Source organism: Janthinobacterium sp. SUN118 (assembly GCF_030397695.1).
Classification (GTDB): Bacteria; Pseudomonadota; Gammaproteobacteria; order Burkholderiales; family Burkholderiaceae_D; genus Janthinobacterium.
The window spans coordinates 3,044,389-3,058,216 of sequence record NZ_JAPUBV010000001.1 but is presented as its reverse complement, the minus strand read 5'-3'; the positions used below and the strand labels follow the sequence as shown (position 1 = coordinate 3,058,216).

The 13,828-nt window shown below is 68.6% G+C and carries 13 protein-coding genes; 5 read left to right on the top strand and 8 right to left on the bottom strand.

Features of this window, described 5'->3' with window-relative positions:
- Positions 1 to 36: 36 nt before the first annotated feature.
- Complete coding sequence (locus O0880_RS13770; RefSeq protein WP_289886959.1) at positions 37 to 1,017, bottom strand: FecR domain-containing protein; 981 nt, start codon at positions 1,015 to 1,017, stop codon at positions 37 to 39.
- The gene (locus O0880_RS13765) at positions 996 to 1,508 is read right to left on the bottom strand and encodes a sigma-70 family RNA polymerase sigma factor (RefSeq protein ID WP_289886958.1); all 513 of its coding nucleotides are present in this window, start codon (positions 1,506 to 1,508) and stop codon (positions 996 to 998) included. Before O0880_RS13765 ends, O0880_RS13770 begins: the two co-directional genes overlap by 22 nt.
- Before the next feature lie 243 nt (positions 1,509 to 1,751).
- On the opposite strand from O0880_RS13765, the gene O0880_RS13760 reads away from it, so the two are divergent.
- Together O0880_RS13760 and O0880_RS13755 are read left to right on the top strand one after the other, a co-directional pair.
- Positions 1,752 to 2,384: a hypothetical protein gene (locus O0880_RS13760; protein ID WP_289886957.1), complete on the top strand. Its 633-nt coding sequence runs from the start codon at positions 1,752 to 1,754 to the stop codon at positions 2,382 to 2,384.
- A 90-nt stretch (positions 2,385 to 2,474) separates the two neighbouring features.
- Positions 2,475 to 3,461, top strand: coding sequence for a magnesium and cobalt transport protein CorA (locus O0880_RS13755; RefSeq protein ID WP_289886956.1), 987 nt, complete (start codon positions 2,475 to 2,477; stop codon positions 3,459 to 3,461).
- A gap of 231 nt (positions 3,462 to 3,692) precedes the next feature.
- Here the strand turns inward: O0880_RS13755 and O0880_RS13750 are convergent, their stop codons facing one another.
- The 5 genes from O0880_RS13750 to gcvA form a co-directional block, all read right to left on the bottom strand.
- Positions 3,693 to 4,391, bottom strand: a complete 699-nt coding sequence (locus tag O0880_RS13750; RefSeq protein WP_071323853.1) for an alpha/beta hydrolase — start codon at positions 4,389 to 4,391, stop codon at positions 3,693 to 3,695.
- A 118-nt stretch (positions 4,392 to 4,509) separates the two neighbouring features.
- Positions 4,510 to 5,577, bottom strand: a complete 1,068-nt coding sequence (locus tag O0880_RS13745; RefSeq protein ID WP_289886955.1) for an alpha/beta hydrolase — start codon at positions 5,575 to 5,577, stop codon at positions 4,510 to 4,512.
- A 109-nt stretch (positions 5,578 to 5,686) separates the two neighbouring features.
- Positions 5,687 to 6,535 carry a universal stress protein gene (locus tag O0880_RS13740; protein ID WP_289886954.1) on the bottom strand — a complete coding sequence of 283 codons (849 nt, stop codon included), beginning with the start codon at positions 6,533 to 6,535 and terminating at the stop codon, positions 5,687 to 5,689.
- A 45-nt stretch (positions 6,536 to 6,580) separates the two neighbouring features.
- Positions 6,581 to 8,374, bottom strand: coding sequence for an alpha/beta fold hydrolase (locus tag O0880_RS13735; RefSeq protein ID WP_289886953.1), 1,794 nt, complete (start codon positions 8,372 to 8,374; stop codon positions 6,581 to 6,583).
- 62 nt (positions 8,375 to 8,436) lie between these two features.
- Positions 8,437 to 9,342, bottom strand: a complete 906-nt coding sequence (gcvA, locus tag O0880_RS13730; RefSeq protein WP_289886952.1) for a transcriptional regulator GcvA — start codon at positions 9,340 to 9,342, stop codon at positions 8,437 to 8,439.
- A gap of 124 nt (positions 9,343 to 9,466) precedes the next feature.
- Between gcvA and O0880_RS13725 the strand changes: the two genes are divergently transcribed.
- Genes O0880_RS13725 through O0880_RS13715 form a run of 3 tightly spaced genes read left to right on the top strand, consistent with a single transcriptional unit; the run spans position 9,467 to position 12,525 of the window.
- Positions 9,467 to 10,864: an MFS transporter gene (locus O0880_RS13725; RefSeq protein WP_289886951.1), complete on the top strand. Its 1,398-nt coding sequence runs from the start codon at positions 9,467 to 9,469 to the stop codon at positions 10,862 to 10,864.
- Positions 10,861 to 11,484 carry a glutathione S-transferase family protein gene (locus O0880_RS13720; RefSeq protein WP_289886950.1) on the top strand — a complete coding sequence of 208 codons (624 nt, stop codon included), beginning with the start codon at positions 10,861 to 10,863 and terminating at the stop codon, positions 11,482 to 11,484. The genes O0880_RS13725 and O0880_RS13720 overlap by 4 nt, the downstream gene beginning before the upstream one ends.
- An 18-nt stretch (positions 11,485 to 11,502) precedes the next feature.
- Positions 11,503 to 12,525 (top strand): LLM class oxidoreductase, encoded by a 1,023-nt coding sequence (locus O0880_RS13715; protein ID WP_289886949.1) that lies wholly within the window; start codon positions 11,503 to 11,505, stop codon positions 12,523 to 12,525.
- 7 nt (positions 12,526 to 12,532) lie between these two features.
- On the opposite strand, the gene O0880_RS13710 is transcribed toward O0880_RS13715, so the two are convergent.
- On the bottom strand, positions 12,533 to 13,819 hold the full coding sequence (locus tag O0880_RS13710) for a DUF445 domain-containing protein (protein ID WP_289886948.1): 1,287 nt from the start codon (positions 13,817 to 13,819) through the stop codon (positions 12,533 to 12,535).
- Positions 13,820 to 13,828 lie beyond the last annotated feature (9 nt).

The window sequence follows — 13,828 nt, the reverse complement described above, 5'->3', positions numbered from 1 at the left end:
GGCACATGGCGGAAAGGGACATTCTTTGTAAAAGTTTTATGCGGGCTCGACTGAAATCCAGAAACGGCTATGGCGCCGCACGCGGATGGGCAGCGACGCTTGCAGCAGGGCCAGCAGCGCGTCCGTGTCGCGCAGCTGGTAGACGCCCGAGACGCGCAGGTGCGCCACGGCCGGATCGCAGCGCACGACGCCGTGGCGGTAGCGCGCCAGCTGCGCCAGCACGTCGGCCAGCGGCGTGTCGTCCGCGTACAGCAAGCCCTTGAGCCAGGCGTTTGCCTGCGGCGCCAGCGGCTGCGGCGCGCTGGCGGCCGCCGCGTCGAAGCTGGCTTGCCAGCCGGCCTGCAGAATGACGGGACGGCCTTCGGCGGGCCGCACTTCGACGGCGCCCTGCGCCACGGCCACATGGGTGCGCGCGCCCAGCAGGCTGGCGTCCTGGCGCACCGTGAAGCGCGTACCGATGGCACGCACGCTGCCGTTACTGGTGCGCACGATGAATGGGCGCCGGCCAGGATGGGGATCGGGGGCCGTCGTCACGTGGATTTCGCCGGCACGCAGGTGCACCAGGCGCAGCGCGGCGCTGAAGCCGATATCGGCGGCGCTGGCCGTGTTCAGGCTCAGGCGGCTGCCGTCGGCCAGGGTCAGGTGGCGGATCTCGCCCGTGGCCGTGCGCAGGTCGGCCGTCCATTCCTGCCACGGCGCCACCTTCAGCATGGCCCAGCCGGCAGGTCCGGCGACGATCAGCACGGCCAGGGTTTTCAGGGTGGCGCGGCGCTGGATGCGGGCTGGGCGGTCCAGTACCGGCATGGCCAGCGGCGCGGACAGCATGCCGAAGGTGCGGCACACCTGCTCGGCGCGTTGCCAGGCCGCCTCATTGCGCGGATGGCGGGCGCGCCAGCGGGCCAGCGCCTGCCGTGACGCGTCGTCCAGTTCGCCGCCTTGCAGGCGCATCATCCAGTGCGCCGCTTCATGCGCGGCGTGCGCATCGATGGCGGCGCTCATGCCAGCAGCAGGATGCATTGTGCCAGCGCCTGCACCATGTAGCGCTTGACGGTACGCTCGCTGATGTTCAGGCGCGCGGCGATCTCGGCGTAGCCCAGGCCTTCCAGCTGCGACAGCAGGAACGCCGTGCGCACCTTCGCGCCCAGGCCATCGAGCAGCGTATCGATCTGGTGCAGCGTTTCCAGGATCAGCAAGCGCTCTTCCGCCGACGGCGTGACGGGCGCGGGCAACTGGGCCAGGGTGGCCAGCCAGGCCTGTTCCAGCGACTGGCGGCGGTAATGGTCGATCAGCAGGCGCCGCGCCACGGTGGTCAGGTAGGCGCGCGGCGTGCGCAGGCCGACGGCGCGCTCCGTTGGCGTGGCCAGCAATTTGACGAAGGTATCTTGCGCCAGGTCGGCCGCGTGGTCCGTGCAGGCCAGTTTGCCGCGCAGCCAGCGCAGCAGCCAGGGATGGTGCTCGCCGTACAGTCGGGCGACGGGATCGGCGGCGGGGGATACGGCATACGTCACGGCACACTCCAGGTTGGCGCGGAAGTCCCCATGCCGCAGGCGTGCAGGTGCTTCTTAAATGCGAATGGTTCTCATTTTACATTGACGTGCCTGAATGTCAATGGAGGCGCCATGGGCGGCAGCATGGCTCGATGGCATGGAGTTGCCATATGGAAATATTTAATATATTATCTTTTATGGCAATATTAATTGCGTTGAATCAACTAATATTTCGATGAAACTTACTTTGGATCTGGATTTCTTGTGCGTAAAAATAGTGTGCGTGGTGTATTAAGTGTCTTGCTGGCTGTGGCCGGCGCGAGTGCCGGGGCAAGCCAGGCGGGTGACGAGGTCGTGGCGGCGCCGGCGGTGGAAACCCCGGCGGCGGCGCCTGCCGTGGCCGAAGCGGCCGCCGCGCCGGTCGTCGCGAAGCTGAGCCTGGTATCGTCGGGCGAGCAGATGGTGGTGGAGTACGGCACCAGCGGCAGCGCGGAAGGGTGCAAGGATTTTACGCCGGCGGGCAAGGTGTACGACGCCACGACCTTGCGCGAGAAATTGCTGCCATTTATTTCGAAGATGGTCGAGCGCTCGCGGCGCATGACGGGCGTGCTGCCGGAAGTGGAGAAGACGCTGACGGCGGGCGAGCCGGTGTGGGTGCAGGCCTACGCCGACTGGCCGGCCGAACATGGCTTGCGCGCCGGTTCCTGCGGGCCCTTGACCTTGCAGCTGACGCCGGAAGCGGGCAAGAAATACCAGGTGGAGTTCCGTTTCCTCGGTGACAACAAGTGCAGGCAGGTGTTGCTCGACGTGACGGACCCGGCGGCGAAACAGGAAATCGCCGCGCCCGTCACCGCCAGCTGCGCGGCGCCGAAAAAATCGCTGTTCGGCCTGTTTTAAGCGCTGTGGCGGGCGGAGCGGTCAACTTAACAGAGTGACAAAGGCCATTCCGCTATACTGGCGGCCCGACATCGTAGCCCGAAAACCACCATGGACCTCAGTACCCACGCCGCCGTCGTCAATTGCGAAGCGTATCGCGACGGCAAGAAGATCGCGCATTTCGATATCGACAAGGTGAGCGACTTTCTCGGCGACCCAGACTGCTTCGTCTGGATCGGCCTGGCCGGCCCCGATGCCACGGCCATGCAGGCGCTGCAGGCGGCTTTCGGCCTGCACGAACTGGCCGTCGAGGATGCGGAAGGGGCGCACGAGCGGCCCAAGCTGGAGGAGTACGGCGACACCCTGTTCATGGTGCTGCACACGGCCAGCCTGGATGGCGACGCCATCGTCTACGGCGAAACCCACGTCTTTCTCGGCTGCCGCTTCATCATCACCGTGCGCCACGGCCCCTCGGCCGGCTATGCGAAGTTGCGCGAACGCAAGGAAAGCGTGCCGGACAAGCTGGCCAGCGGTCCCGGCTATGTGCTGTATTCCATCATCGATTTCATCGTCGACCAGTATCAGCCCTGCATCGACCATCTGCAGGCCAGGTTCCAGCAGTATGAAACCCAGCTGTTCAAGCCCAGCCTGAGCGAAGACAAGCTGCAGGATTTCTACCAGCTCAAGACGGAACTGCTGAAACTCGACGCGGCCGTCAACCCCCTGCATGAAATCTGCACCCAGCTGATCCGTTTCCATGGCGACATCGTGCCCAAGGAAAACCGCATCTATTACCGCGACATCCTCGACCACGTGAAGCGCGTCACGCACACGGCGGGCCAGATGCGCGAGATGGTCAATTCCGCCATGCAAGTGGCTTTGGGGCAAATCTCGATCCGCCAGAACGAGGTCGTCAAGCGCCTGGCCGGCTGGGGCGCCATCCTGGCCGTGCCCACCATGGTCTTCAGTCTGTACGGCATGAATTTCGAATTCATGCCCGAGCTGAAATGGCGCGGCAGCTACCCGGCCGTGATCGTCGGCATTTTCGTCGGCTGCTACCTGCTGCACCGCCGCCTGAAGCGCGACGGCTGGCTGTAACGGCGGCGGGCGGCATGCAAATATTGGAGAGTTTTCCCGCCGAATTAGCTGCTACGATGAAATGGTCTTAGTGAAGGTGGTTGATGGCAAGTGGCTGAACCTCCTTGGCGTGGATAGCGGTCCGGCCGGCGCTGCACCCCAGAGCCGCCGGTGCGGATCACATCGTCTGTCCGACGCCACAAGGCTCCTGGTTTCCAGGAGCCTTTTTTTTGCCCGTGCCGCCTGTGCCGCCTATGCCGGCGCCACGGCGCCCGCGGCTTCCAGGATCAGTGCCGTCACCTCGGCGGGGCGCGAGGCCAGCGAAGCGTGGCTGGCGTTCAGGGTGATGACTTTTCTCGCGTTCAGGCGCGCCGCCATGCGCTCCTGGTTGACGGGGGCAATCATGCGGTCGGCGCTGGAAATCTGGTACCAGCTGGGTTTGTGTTTCCACGCCGGGTCGCTGACGGTGTCGCCGAAGGTGCTGGCCAGCGGCGCCTTTTGCACCACGCCCAGCACGGCGCCTTCTTCCGCATCGAGGTCCTGGCAAAAGCTGTCGTGGTATTGCTCGGCCTTCACCCACAGGTAGCCGTCGCTGTCGCCTTCCAGGTTGGCCGCGCCGAGAGGCGGGTGTTCCTGGGTGATGCTGCCCGGGCTTTCGCCCGCGTCAGGGGCGAAGGCGGCGATGTACACGAGGCCGACGACGTTCGGCGCGTTGCCGGCCACGCTGATGACGGCGCCGCCGTAGGAGTGGCCCACCAGCAATACCGGTCCCTGCACCTGCGCCACCATCTTGCGCGTGCGTTCGGCGTCGTCGGCCAGCGAGGTGAGGGGCAGTTCGACGGCGCGGATGGCCGTGTGGCCCTGGCGGCGCAATTCCAGGATGACGCGGCTCCAGTGGGCGGCGCCGCCCCAGAAACCATGGACGAGGACGATGGTGGCTTGCTTGCTCATACGGGTACTCCTTGTGGTGTAGGGAAGGACGTATGCCGTGCAGTTGCCTGGAAGGAACGACACGGCGGCAGGTGCTCATCCATTGTAGACCTTCCCGGCGCACATGGCCGCCGGCGTTTTACTTCTCCCAGCGCATGGCTTCGATGGCATGGACCACGGCCGTCTCATACTCGATGAAGAAGTCGGCGTGGGCGGCGTTGTCGAGCACCAGCAGCGTGCTGCCCGGCAGCGCCGCCACGGTGCGCGCAAAGTCGGCCTGGTGCGCCTGCGGGTAGATGCGCAGGAAGGTGCGCGCCGCCGCCAGCAGGCGCGGTTCGCTCTGCGCCGTGAGCCAGGGCGTGACGTCGCGCAGGCTGCCCGGCTGGGCGGCGATCACCAGCGCCGGTGCGCGCACGGCCCGGTAGTCGGGGACATGGGCGTACGCGCCCGTGGCCATGGCCGTGGCGACGGCCGCCGGCGTAGCGGGGCGCACCGAGCCGTCGGCCTGCACCTGCAGCGTATCGCGCCAGTAGGCATCGAGGGCCGGCCACCACTGCTTGTGGATGCGCTGCGCATAGGCGATCGAGGCGTCCATCGACGCCATGTCGGCCGGCGCCGGCTCGGGCGGGTTCAGCTCATCCTCGTCGGGTTCCGGCTCGCCGCGCCAGGGCAGGGGATTGCTGTAGTCGAACGTGGTGTCGAGGTAGACGACGCCGCGCACGCGGCCCGGATGGCGGCCGGCGAACAAGGTCACCTCGTTGCCGGCGATGGAATGGCCGGCCAGGATGATGCGCCGGACCTGCAAGGCGTCGAGCACGGCCAGCAGGTCGGCCACCAGGATGGCGGGCGCGTAGCTGGCGCCGTCCACGGGCAGCGGCTTGCTGGAAGAGCCATCGCCGCGGCGCGTGACGGCCAGCACGCGGTGGCGGCGCGCCAGCGCGGGCGCCAGGCTGTCGAATGCATGCGCATTGCCGCCCAGGCCGGACAGCAGCACGATCACATCGTCCTCGCTGCCAGGAGCGCCGCGCCAGTCGCGCACGTGCAGGCTGACGCCGGGGGCGACGGCGATGCGCCGGTCGCTCACCGCGGCGGCGAATGGCAGCGTGCCACCACCACCGCAGGCGGCCAGGCCGGCCAGCGCGCCCATGCCGAACAGCAGGCGCCGGCGGGCGTGGAGATGGGGGATGGCGTCGTCGGTTCCGGTCATGCGGTACTCCTGTAGGGATGAGGGCATGGCCAGTATCGGCGCCGCGCATGAAGCGCCGCTGAGGATGGGGTGAAGGAAGGCTGAAGACGGCGCCGGCCGGCACCGCCTCCTAGTGCGACACCAGCACCGGCAAGGTCATCTCCTGCAGCACCGTGCGCGTGACGCCGCCCAGCAACGTTTCGCGCAGGCGCATGTGGCCATAGCAGCCCATCACCAGCAGGTCGCACCGGCGTTGCGCGGCCATGGCCAGCAGGGCCGCGCCCACGTCCTGGCCAGGCGGCGTGTCGTGCTGCAGCACGTCGACATTGACGCCGTGGCGCGCCAGGTACAGGGCCAGGTCGGCGCCCGGCTGTTCGCCATGCGCGGCCGGCTGCGCGTGGGAATTGACGACGGCCAGGGTCACCTGCTGCGCGCGCCGCAGCAGCGGCAGCGCATCGGTGATGGCGCGCAGCGCTTCGGCGCTGCCGTTCCAGGCCAGCAGCGGGCGCTGGCCGATGGCGGCGGTCGCCGTGGGCGAGGGCGCGTGCGGCACCATCAGCACGGGGCGGCCGCAATGCAGCATCAGATACTCGGCCGTGCCGGCGATCACGCGCGAGGGCGTGTCCTGCGCGTCCGTCTGGCCCAGGATCAGCAAGTCGCAATAGCGCGCCTGCAGCAGCAGGGCGCCTTGCGCGTCGTCGTCGACGAAGCGCGTTTCATACGCCGACAAGCCTTCTTCGCGGGCGATGCGCTCGAAATCGTGCAAGGCGTCGCTGGCCTGGCCGCGCAGCGCCTGCATTTGCGCCGGCGCGAACTGCAAGGCGTTGACGCCGCCGCCATACGCGTAGCGCGAGATGCCGCTCATGGCCGAGCCGATCAGGTGCGCCCCTTCGGCGATGGCCAGGCGCACGGCCAGGCGGACGCGCCGCGGGCAGTGGCTAGAATTGTCTACGTGGACCAGCAGGGTGGTGTAGGGCATGGCATCGTCCTGGAAAGTGGGGAAAGGGGGAAGGGAGGACTCGGCTCAAGGCTGCAGCACATAACTGCCCGGCGCGTCGCCCAGCGCGCCGCCCATCGCCGGCGGCGCCGCCCGCCCGCCCGAGCGTTCCGCCAGCCAGGCCTGCCAGGCAGGCCACCAGGAACCCTGCTGGTGCGGCACGTCCCGCTGCCAGCTGTCCGCGTCGATATACGCATCGTCGTGGCGGTGCGTGGCCAGCTGGTAGCTGCGGCGCGCCTGGCCCGGTGGCGAGACGACGCCCGCATTGTGGCCGCCCGAGGTCAGCAGAAAGGTGACGTCCGTGTCGGTGAGCAGCTGCAGCTTGTAGACGGAGCGCCACGGCGCCACGTGGTCCGTCAAGGTGCCCACGGCGAAGATGGGCGCGTCGATGTCGGGCAGGGCGATGTGGCGGCCCGCCGTGCGGTAGCGGCCTTCGGCCAGGTCGTTGTGCAGGAACAGGCGGCGCAGGTATTCCGAGTGCATGCGGCAAGGCATGCGCGTGGCGTCCGCGTTCCACGCCATCAGGTCGCTGTCCTGCTCATCGAGACCCAGCAGATAGTGGTTCAGCCGGCGCGACCAGATCAGGTCATTCGAACGCAGCAGCTGGAAGGCGCCCGCCATCTGCCGCGTATCGAGATAGCCCTGCTTCCACATGGCCGCTTCCAGGAAGCTGACCTGGCTCTCGTCGATGAACAGCGACAGCTCGCCCGGTTCCTTGAAGTCCACCTGCGACGCCAGCATCGTCAGGCTGGCCAGGCGCGTGTCGCCGTCGCGCGCCATGCTGGCGGCGGCGATCGCCAGCAGGGTGCCGCCCAGGCAATAGCCGACGGCGTGCACCTGCGGCGCCTGCGCGATGGCCGCCACCGCGTCGAGCGCGGCCATCACGCCCAGCTGGCGGTAGTCTTCCAGCGACAGCTCGCGGTCTTCCTCGCCCGGGTTTTTCCACGAAATCATGAACACCGTGTGGCCCTGGCCCACCAGGTAGCGCACCAGCGAATTGTGCGGCGACAGGTCGAGAATATAGAACTTCATGATCCAGGCGGGCACGAACAGCACGGGCGTCGCGTGCACCTTGGCCGTCGTCGGCGCGTACTGGATCAGTTCGATCAAGTCGTTGCGGTACACGACCTTGCCCGGCGTGACGGCCACGTTCCCGCCCACGTTGTAGCGGCGCGCATCGGGCGCATATGGCCCCATGGCCGCGTGCTGCCAGTCGTCGGCCGCGCGGGCCATGCCGCGCGCCAGGTTGGCGCCGCCGCTTTCCAGCGTGGCCTGCCGCACCACGGGATTGGTCAGCGGGAAGTTCGACGGCGCCAGCATGTCGAGCCACTGGCGCACGGTAAACGTGACGACATCCTCGTGGTGCGGCGAGACGCCGCGCACGCCCGTCGTGGCGCGGTGCCACCACTGCTGCTGCAGCAGAAAGCCTTGGTAGACCAGGTTGTAGGGCCAGCGCTGCCAGGCCGGGTCGTCGAAGCGGCGGTCCTGCGGCAGCGGGGCGATGCACGGCTGCCCGAGCGCGGCGCCGGACTGCGCCGACTGCATGGCGTACTGCTGCCAGCGGCCGATCTTCTTCCACGCTTCCAGCAGCAGGGTTTGCTGTTTCGATGGCGCCAGCGCCAGGTGGCCGAGCCAGTCCGCATAGGCATTGCCCAGGGCGACGGGCGAGATGCCGCCCGTGAACTTGCCCAGCCAGGCATTCAGCAGCAGGTCCAGGGTGGCGCCTTCCGGCGCGCTTTCCGGGTAATCGGGCACGGGCGCGCCTTGCCAGGCGCTGCCTGCGCGTTCATGTGCCGTTGCTGCCTGCTGCCTCTTGCTCATCCAGGACTCCCGTCATTTTTTTACAGGATAGCAAGAGCTTGTTCAAAAAATTATGATCTACATCAAGTTTGGCCGGATACGCCCGCCGCCCGTGCCTCTTCGATGATCCACGCCATGAACGCCTGCACGGCGGGGCGCGCGGCCGCATCGGGACGCGCCACCAGGTAATAGGCGAAGCGCGCGGGCCACGGCAGGTCCAGCACCTGCACCAGGCGCCCGGCGGCGATTTCCTCCTGCGCATACAGCTGCGGCACGAGGGCCAGGCCCTGGCCCGCCTCGGCTGCGCGTATCAACAGGAAATCGTCCTCGAAGGCGGAACCGCGCGCCGCGCGCTCCTCATCGGGCGCGCCGTGCGCGGCCAGCCACAGGGGCCAGTCGGCGCGGTCCGTGTCGTGCAGCAGCGGGTAGCGTAGGCAATCGGCTGGCGTGGCGATGGGGGGCTGGCCCGCCATCAGGGCCGGGCTGGCGACGGGCACCAGCACGGGCGCCATCAGCCGCGTCACCAGCAGGCCCGGATAGTCGCCGAGGCCGTGGCGCAGCGCCACGTCGACGCGGTCGCGGCGCAGGTCGACCAGGGCCGACGTGGCTTCCACGCGCACCTCGATCTGCGGGTGGCGCTGGTTGAAGCGGCCCAGGCGCGGCACCAGCCAGGCGGCGGCAAAGGTGGCCACCGTGCTGACGGTCAGCGTCTGGCGCCCGGCAATGTCTTCCAGCGCCTGGCTGGCGCTGGCGATCTGTGCGAACGCGGCCAGCAGGGCAGGGTGAACCTTGCCGCCCGCTTCCGTCAGGCGCAAACCCTGGCGCTCGCGTGTAAACAGCGCCATGCCGACCCGCTCTTCGAGCAAGCGGATCTGCTGGCTGACGGCGCCCGACGTCACATGCAGCGCCTCGGCGGCGGCCTTGATGCTGCCGCGCTGGCCCACTTCGACAAAGGCGCGCAGTGCCTGGAGCGGTAAAGGATGGTTCATCGGTATAGTTTTTCTATAGTCATGAGGCAAAAAGCATCGTTTCAGTTTTATTCGACAGCAACGCATTATACGGGCCTGCGACGCTCATTTTGACGTTGAGTAAAACTATATCAATAGGATGGTTATGCTACTTTCACATCGGCAACTTTGCCTGATCCTGCTGTGCACGACGCAATTCGTCGCCTTGCTCGATTTTTCCATCACCATGATTCCCTTGCCGCAAATCCAGCGCAGCCTGGGCTTCACCCCGGGCGGTTTGCAGTGGGTCATCAACGCCTATGGCGTGGCCATCGCCGGCTTCCTGCTGCTGGGCGGGCGCGCGGCCGACATGTTCGGCCGCCGCCGCGTCTTCCTCGCCGGCGTGCTGCTGTTTACGGCGGCGTCCCTGCTCGGCGGCTTTTCGCACAGCCCGGCCATGCTGGTGGCCACGCGCGCGCTGCAGGGCCTGGGCGCCGCCATGTTTTCGCCGGCCGCATTCTCGCTGCTGCTGGCCGTCTTTCCCGAGCCTGCGCAGCGCAACCGGGCGCTGGGCGCCTGGACGGCCGTGGCGGCCAGCGGCTTTGTCGCGGGACTGATCCTGGGCGGCTTCATCACCGACCTGCTGGGCTGGCGCTGGGTGCTGTGGATCAATGTACCGGTCGGCGCGCTGGTGCTGGCGCTGTCGCCCGCCTTGCCGGCAGGCAAACCCGATGCCGCCGCGACGTCCGGCCCGCTCGACGTGTGGGGCGCGCTGCTGGTGGCCTCGGGCGCGGCCATGCTGGTGTTTGCCTTCGCCAACAGCGAACACGTGGGCCTGGCGCACCCGCTCACGTTCGGCCTGGTCGCCGCGGCGCTGGCCCTGCTGGCCTTGTTCGTCTGGGTCGAGAGCCGCGTGGCCGCGCCGCTGATGCCGCTGGCCGTCTTCTGGCGCCGCTCGACGGGCGGTGCGAACGTGGTGTCGCTGCTGGCCAATACGGCGCTGGGCCCCACCTTTGTCGTCGTGGCCCTGGCCATGCAGGAAGTGCTGGGGTTTTCCGCCACGCGCACGGGGCTGGGACTGCTGCCCATGGCCGTCGCCTTCATGCTGGCCAGCGCCTGGGCCGGGCCGGCGCTGATCGCCCGCTGCGGCACCAAGCCCGTCATCGTCGGCGGCATGCTGCTGTTCATCGGCGGCCTGGCACTGCTGGGCAGCGCGCTGGCCACGCTGTCCGCCTGGAGCGCGTCCATCCTGCCCGGCACCGTGCTGGCCGGCATCGGCTACGGCCTGGCCTTTCCCGCCTGGACCGTGGCCGGCATCGATGGCGTGCCGGAAGCGGACCATGGCCTGGCGGGCGGCATGCTGACCACCACGCAGGAAGTCGGTTCCGCCGTGGGACTGGCCGTGGGCGTGGCCGTCAGCATCGCCGTGCTGGCCGGCGGCGGCACGGCCGCGCAAGGCTACAGCAGCGCCATCCTCGTTTCCGCCTGCCTGGTGGCGGCGGGCCTGGCCTGCGCCGTGGCCATTCTGCCCGGTAAGGCCGTGCGCCGGGAGGCGACGCCATGATCGAGCTGTACACCGACAGTTCGCCCAACGGTTTCAAGGCCACCATCGCGCTGGCCGAACTGGGCTTGCCGTACCGGCTGCGCCACGTGCGCATCGAGCAGGGCGAGCACCGCCAAGCCGCTTTCCTGGCCCTCAATCCGCACGGCCGCATACCCGTGCTGGTCGATCACGAGGCGGGCATCACCGTGTTCGAATCGGCCGCCATCCTGCTGTACCTGGCCGAGAAGACGGGGCGGCTGCTGCCGGCGCAACCCGCGCAGCGCTGGGCCGCCATCACCTGGCTGGTCTTCCACGCGGCCAGCATGGGGCCGCTGCTGGGCCAGCGCGTGCATTTCGAGATTGCCGAAGCGGGCGCGAATGCCGCCGCGGCGGCGCATTTCCGCCAGCTGTGCGATGCGGCCTTCGCCACCATGGAAGGCCGCCTGGCCGCCTGCGCCTACCTGGCCGGCGACGAGTATTCGATGGCCGATATCGCCAGCTTTGGCTGGCTGCACATCGCGCGGCTGGTCGGCTTCGACTTTTCCGCCTGGCCGCACGTGCGTGCCTGGTACGCCCGCGTGGCGGCCCGCCCGGCCGTCCGGCTGGGCATCTCCATTCCCGCGCCCGCCACGGGCGCCTGATCCACGACAAGGAACCCCATGATCATTGACACCTCCGGCGCGTCCTCGCACGCGTTTGTCCGTCATGCCGGCTACCGCCGCATGTTCGCGCCCGGCGCGCTCACGCTCGGCATCTTCCTGCCGCTGCGCTTTTACCAGGGCGACATGCGGGCGCTGGCCGGCCAGGCCGACCTTGTCGCCGCCATGGACCGGCAAGGCTTTGCCGCCGCCTGGGTGCGCGACATTCCCCTGTACGACCGCCGCTTCGGCGATGCGGGCCAGCTGTTCGACCCGTGGACCTACCTGGCGTACCTGGCGGCGCGCACGCAGACGCTGGCCCTGGCCACGGGCAGCGCCATCTTCACGCTGCGCCATCCCGTCGACCTGGCCAAGGCTGCCGCCAGCATCGACCAGCTGTCGGGCGGACGCCTGGTGCTGGGCACGGCCGCGGGCGACCGCGCCAGCGAATTTCCCGCGTATGGCGTGCCGCACGCGACGCGCGGCGAACGCTATGCGCAGGCGGTGCACATGTTCCGCCAGCTGCTGCGCCCCGGCCCGGCACAGATCAGCGGCCCGCTGGGCAGCCTCGATGGCCTCGAACTGCTGCCGAAACCGGCCGCCGGCGCCATTCCCCTGGTCGTCACCAGTTCCTCGGGCCAGCCTTTGGCATGGATAGGACGCCACGCGGATGGCTGGCTGACGTATCCGGAAGCGACGCATACGCCGGACGGACCGCGCCGCCTGGCGGACAAGATCCGCGCCTGGCGCGCCTGCATCCCCGATGGCGGCTTCCGCCCGCACATGTGCAACGAGTGGCTGGACCTGGTGGACGACGCCGATTACCCGCGCACGCCCGTGCGCAGCGGCTATGTGCTGCGCACGGGGCGCAAGGGCTTGATCGACCTGCTGGGCGAGTGGCGCGAAGCGGGCGTCAACCACGCGGCACTGGGCATCCAGCACGGGCAGCGGCCGGCGGCGCAAGTGCTGCAGGAGCTGGCCGAGGAGGTGCTGCCGCATTTTCCCTCGCATGCGGGCATGCCGGCGCGCGGCCCGCAGTGGTGAGGGGCCGCTAGAACGCCTGGCTGGCGGCGTAAATGAGCAGGCCGGCCAGGCCGCCGACGACGGTGCCGTTGATGCGGATGAATTGCAGGTCGCGGCCGATGGCCAGCTCGATGCGGCTGCTCATTTCTTCCTTGCTCCACAGGGCCAGGCGGTTTTCGATGAAGGCGCCCACTTCGCCCCGGTAGCGGCGCACCAGCGTGCCGCTGCCGGCGACGATGGCGTCGTTCAGCCAGGCGCGCGCGGCCGCGTCCTTTCCCAGCACCTTGCCCGTGTTCCGCGCCAGGCCGGCGATGGCCTCCGCCAGCACGGGCCGGTCGGCGTGCAGGTCGGCCAGCAGGCGCGCGTGGATGGTGTCCCACAGCTCGCCCAGCATGGCTTGCACGGTGTCGCTGGCGACCAGCTGCTGCTGGTAGCGGCGCACGGTTTCCTGCCAGTGCGGATCGGCCTTCAGGTGCAGCGCGCTGTCGGCGATCCAGCCGGCGATGCGCTGGCGCAGCGGGTGGCCGGGGTCGAGGCGCACGGCGAGGGCAAACTTTTGCAGCGAGGCGATCATGCGCGGTTCATACGCCTTCAAGGCCTTTTTTACGAGCGCGTTCTCGATCTGGAAGGCGCCCAGCGCGAAGTCGCCGATGGTGGCGTGGTGGCGCTCGTCGGCCAGGTAGGCGGCGCTGCGGTCGAGCAGGAAATCCACCAGTTCCTGCGGCTTGCCGTCGGCGACCAGCGCATCGATGCAGTCGGCCGCGACGTCCGACACGTTCAACTGGCCCAGGTAGGCGCTGGCCTGTGCGCGCAGCAGCCGGCCCAGTTTTTCATGGTCGGCCAGCGCCAGCAGATGCTTGGCGACGCCGGCGCTGGCCATGCCCAGCTGGCGCGCATGCTGCGGGTCGTCCAGCCAGGCGCCCAGCCGTCCGGCCGGATCGGCTTGCGCGATGCGCTCCGCGATGCCTTGCTCGGTGATGAAATGGTTTTCCACGAAGGCGCCCAGGCTGCGCCCGATTTCCATCTTGCTGTTCGGGATGATGGCCGTGTGCCACAGCGGGATGCCCAGCGGGTGGCGGAACAGGGCGACGACGGCGAACCAGTCGGCAATCGCGCCCACCATCGCGGCCTCGGCAAACGCTTCCACATAGCCCCAGGCCGGGTGGCCGCCGCGCTGCGCGCGGGCGACGGCAAACACCAGCGCCGCCAGCAGCAGCAAGCCGGCGGCCAGCAGCTGCATATTGCGCAGGCGCGTGCGCTGAAGCTGGTCCGTGCTGCGGTCCAGCTGTTCGATGAGGTCGGGGGAGCGTTGCATGGATGGCGG

Bases quoted from the DNA above. Each gene is read 5' to 3' on its own strand.
- O0880_RS13720 (WP_289886950.1), top strand. From the start codon at position 10,861: ATGATCGAGCTGTACACCGACAGTTCGCCCAACGGTTTCAAGGCCACC.
- O0880_RS13755 (WP_289886956.1), top strand. From the start codon at position 2,475: ATGGACCTCAGTACCCACGCCGCCGTCGTCAATTGCGAAGCGTATCGC.
- O0880_RS13735 (WP_289886953.1), bottom strand. From the start codon at position 8,374: ATGAGCAAGAGGCAGCAGGCAGCAACGGCACATGAACGCGCAGGCAGC.
- O0880_RS13745 (WP_289886955.1), bottom strand. From the start codon at position 5,577: ATGACCGGAACCGACGACGCCATCCCCCATCTCCACGCCCGCCGGCGC.
- O0880_RS13740 (WP_289886954.1), bottom strand. From the start codon at position 6,535: ATGCCCTACACCACCCTGCTGGTCCACGTAGACAATTCTAGCCACTGC.
- O0880_RS13725 (WP_289886951.1), top strand. From the start codon at position 9,467: ATGCTACTTTCACATCGGCAACTTTGCCTGATCCTGCTGTGCACGACG.
- O0880_RS13750 (WP_071323853.1), bottom strand. From the start codon at position 4,391: ATGAGCAAGCAAGCCACCATCGTCCTCGTCCATGGTTTCTGGGGCGGC.
- O0880_RS13770 (WP_289886959.1), bottom strand. From the start codon at position 1,017: ATGCATCCTGCTGCTGGCATGAGCGCCGCCATCGATGCGCACGCCGCG.
- O0880_RS13715 (WP_289886949.1), top strand. From the start codon at position 11,503: ATGATCATTGACACCTCCGGCGCGTCCTCGCACGCGTTTGTCCGTCAT.
- O0880_RS13710 (WP_289886948.1), bottom strand. From the start codon at position 13,819: ATGCAACGCTCCCCCGACCTCATCGAACAGCTGGACCGCAGCACGGAC.
- gcvA (WP_289886952.1), bottom strand. From the start codon at position 9,342: ATGAACCATCCTTTACCGCTCCAGGCACTGCGCGCCTTTGTCGAAGTG.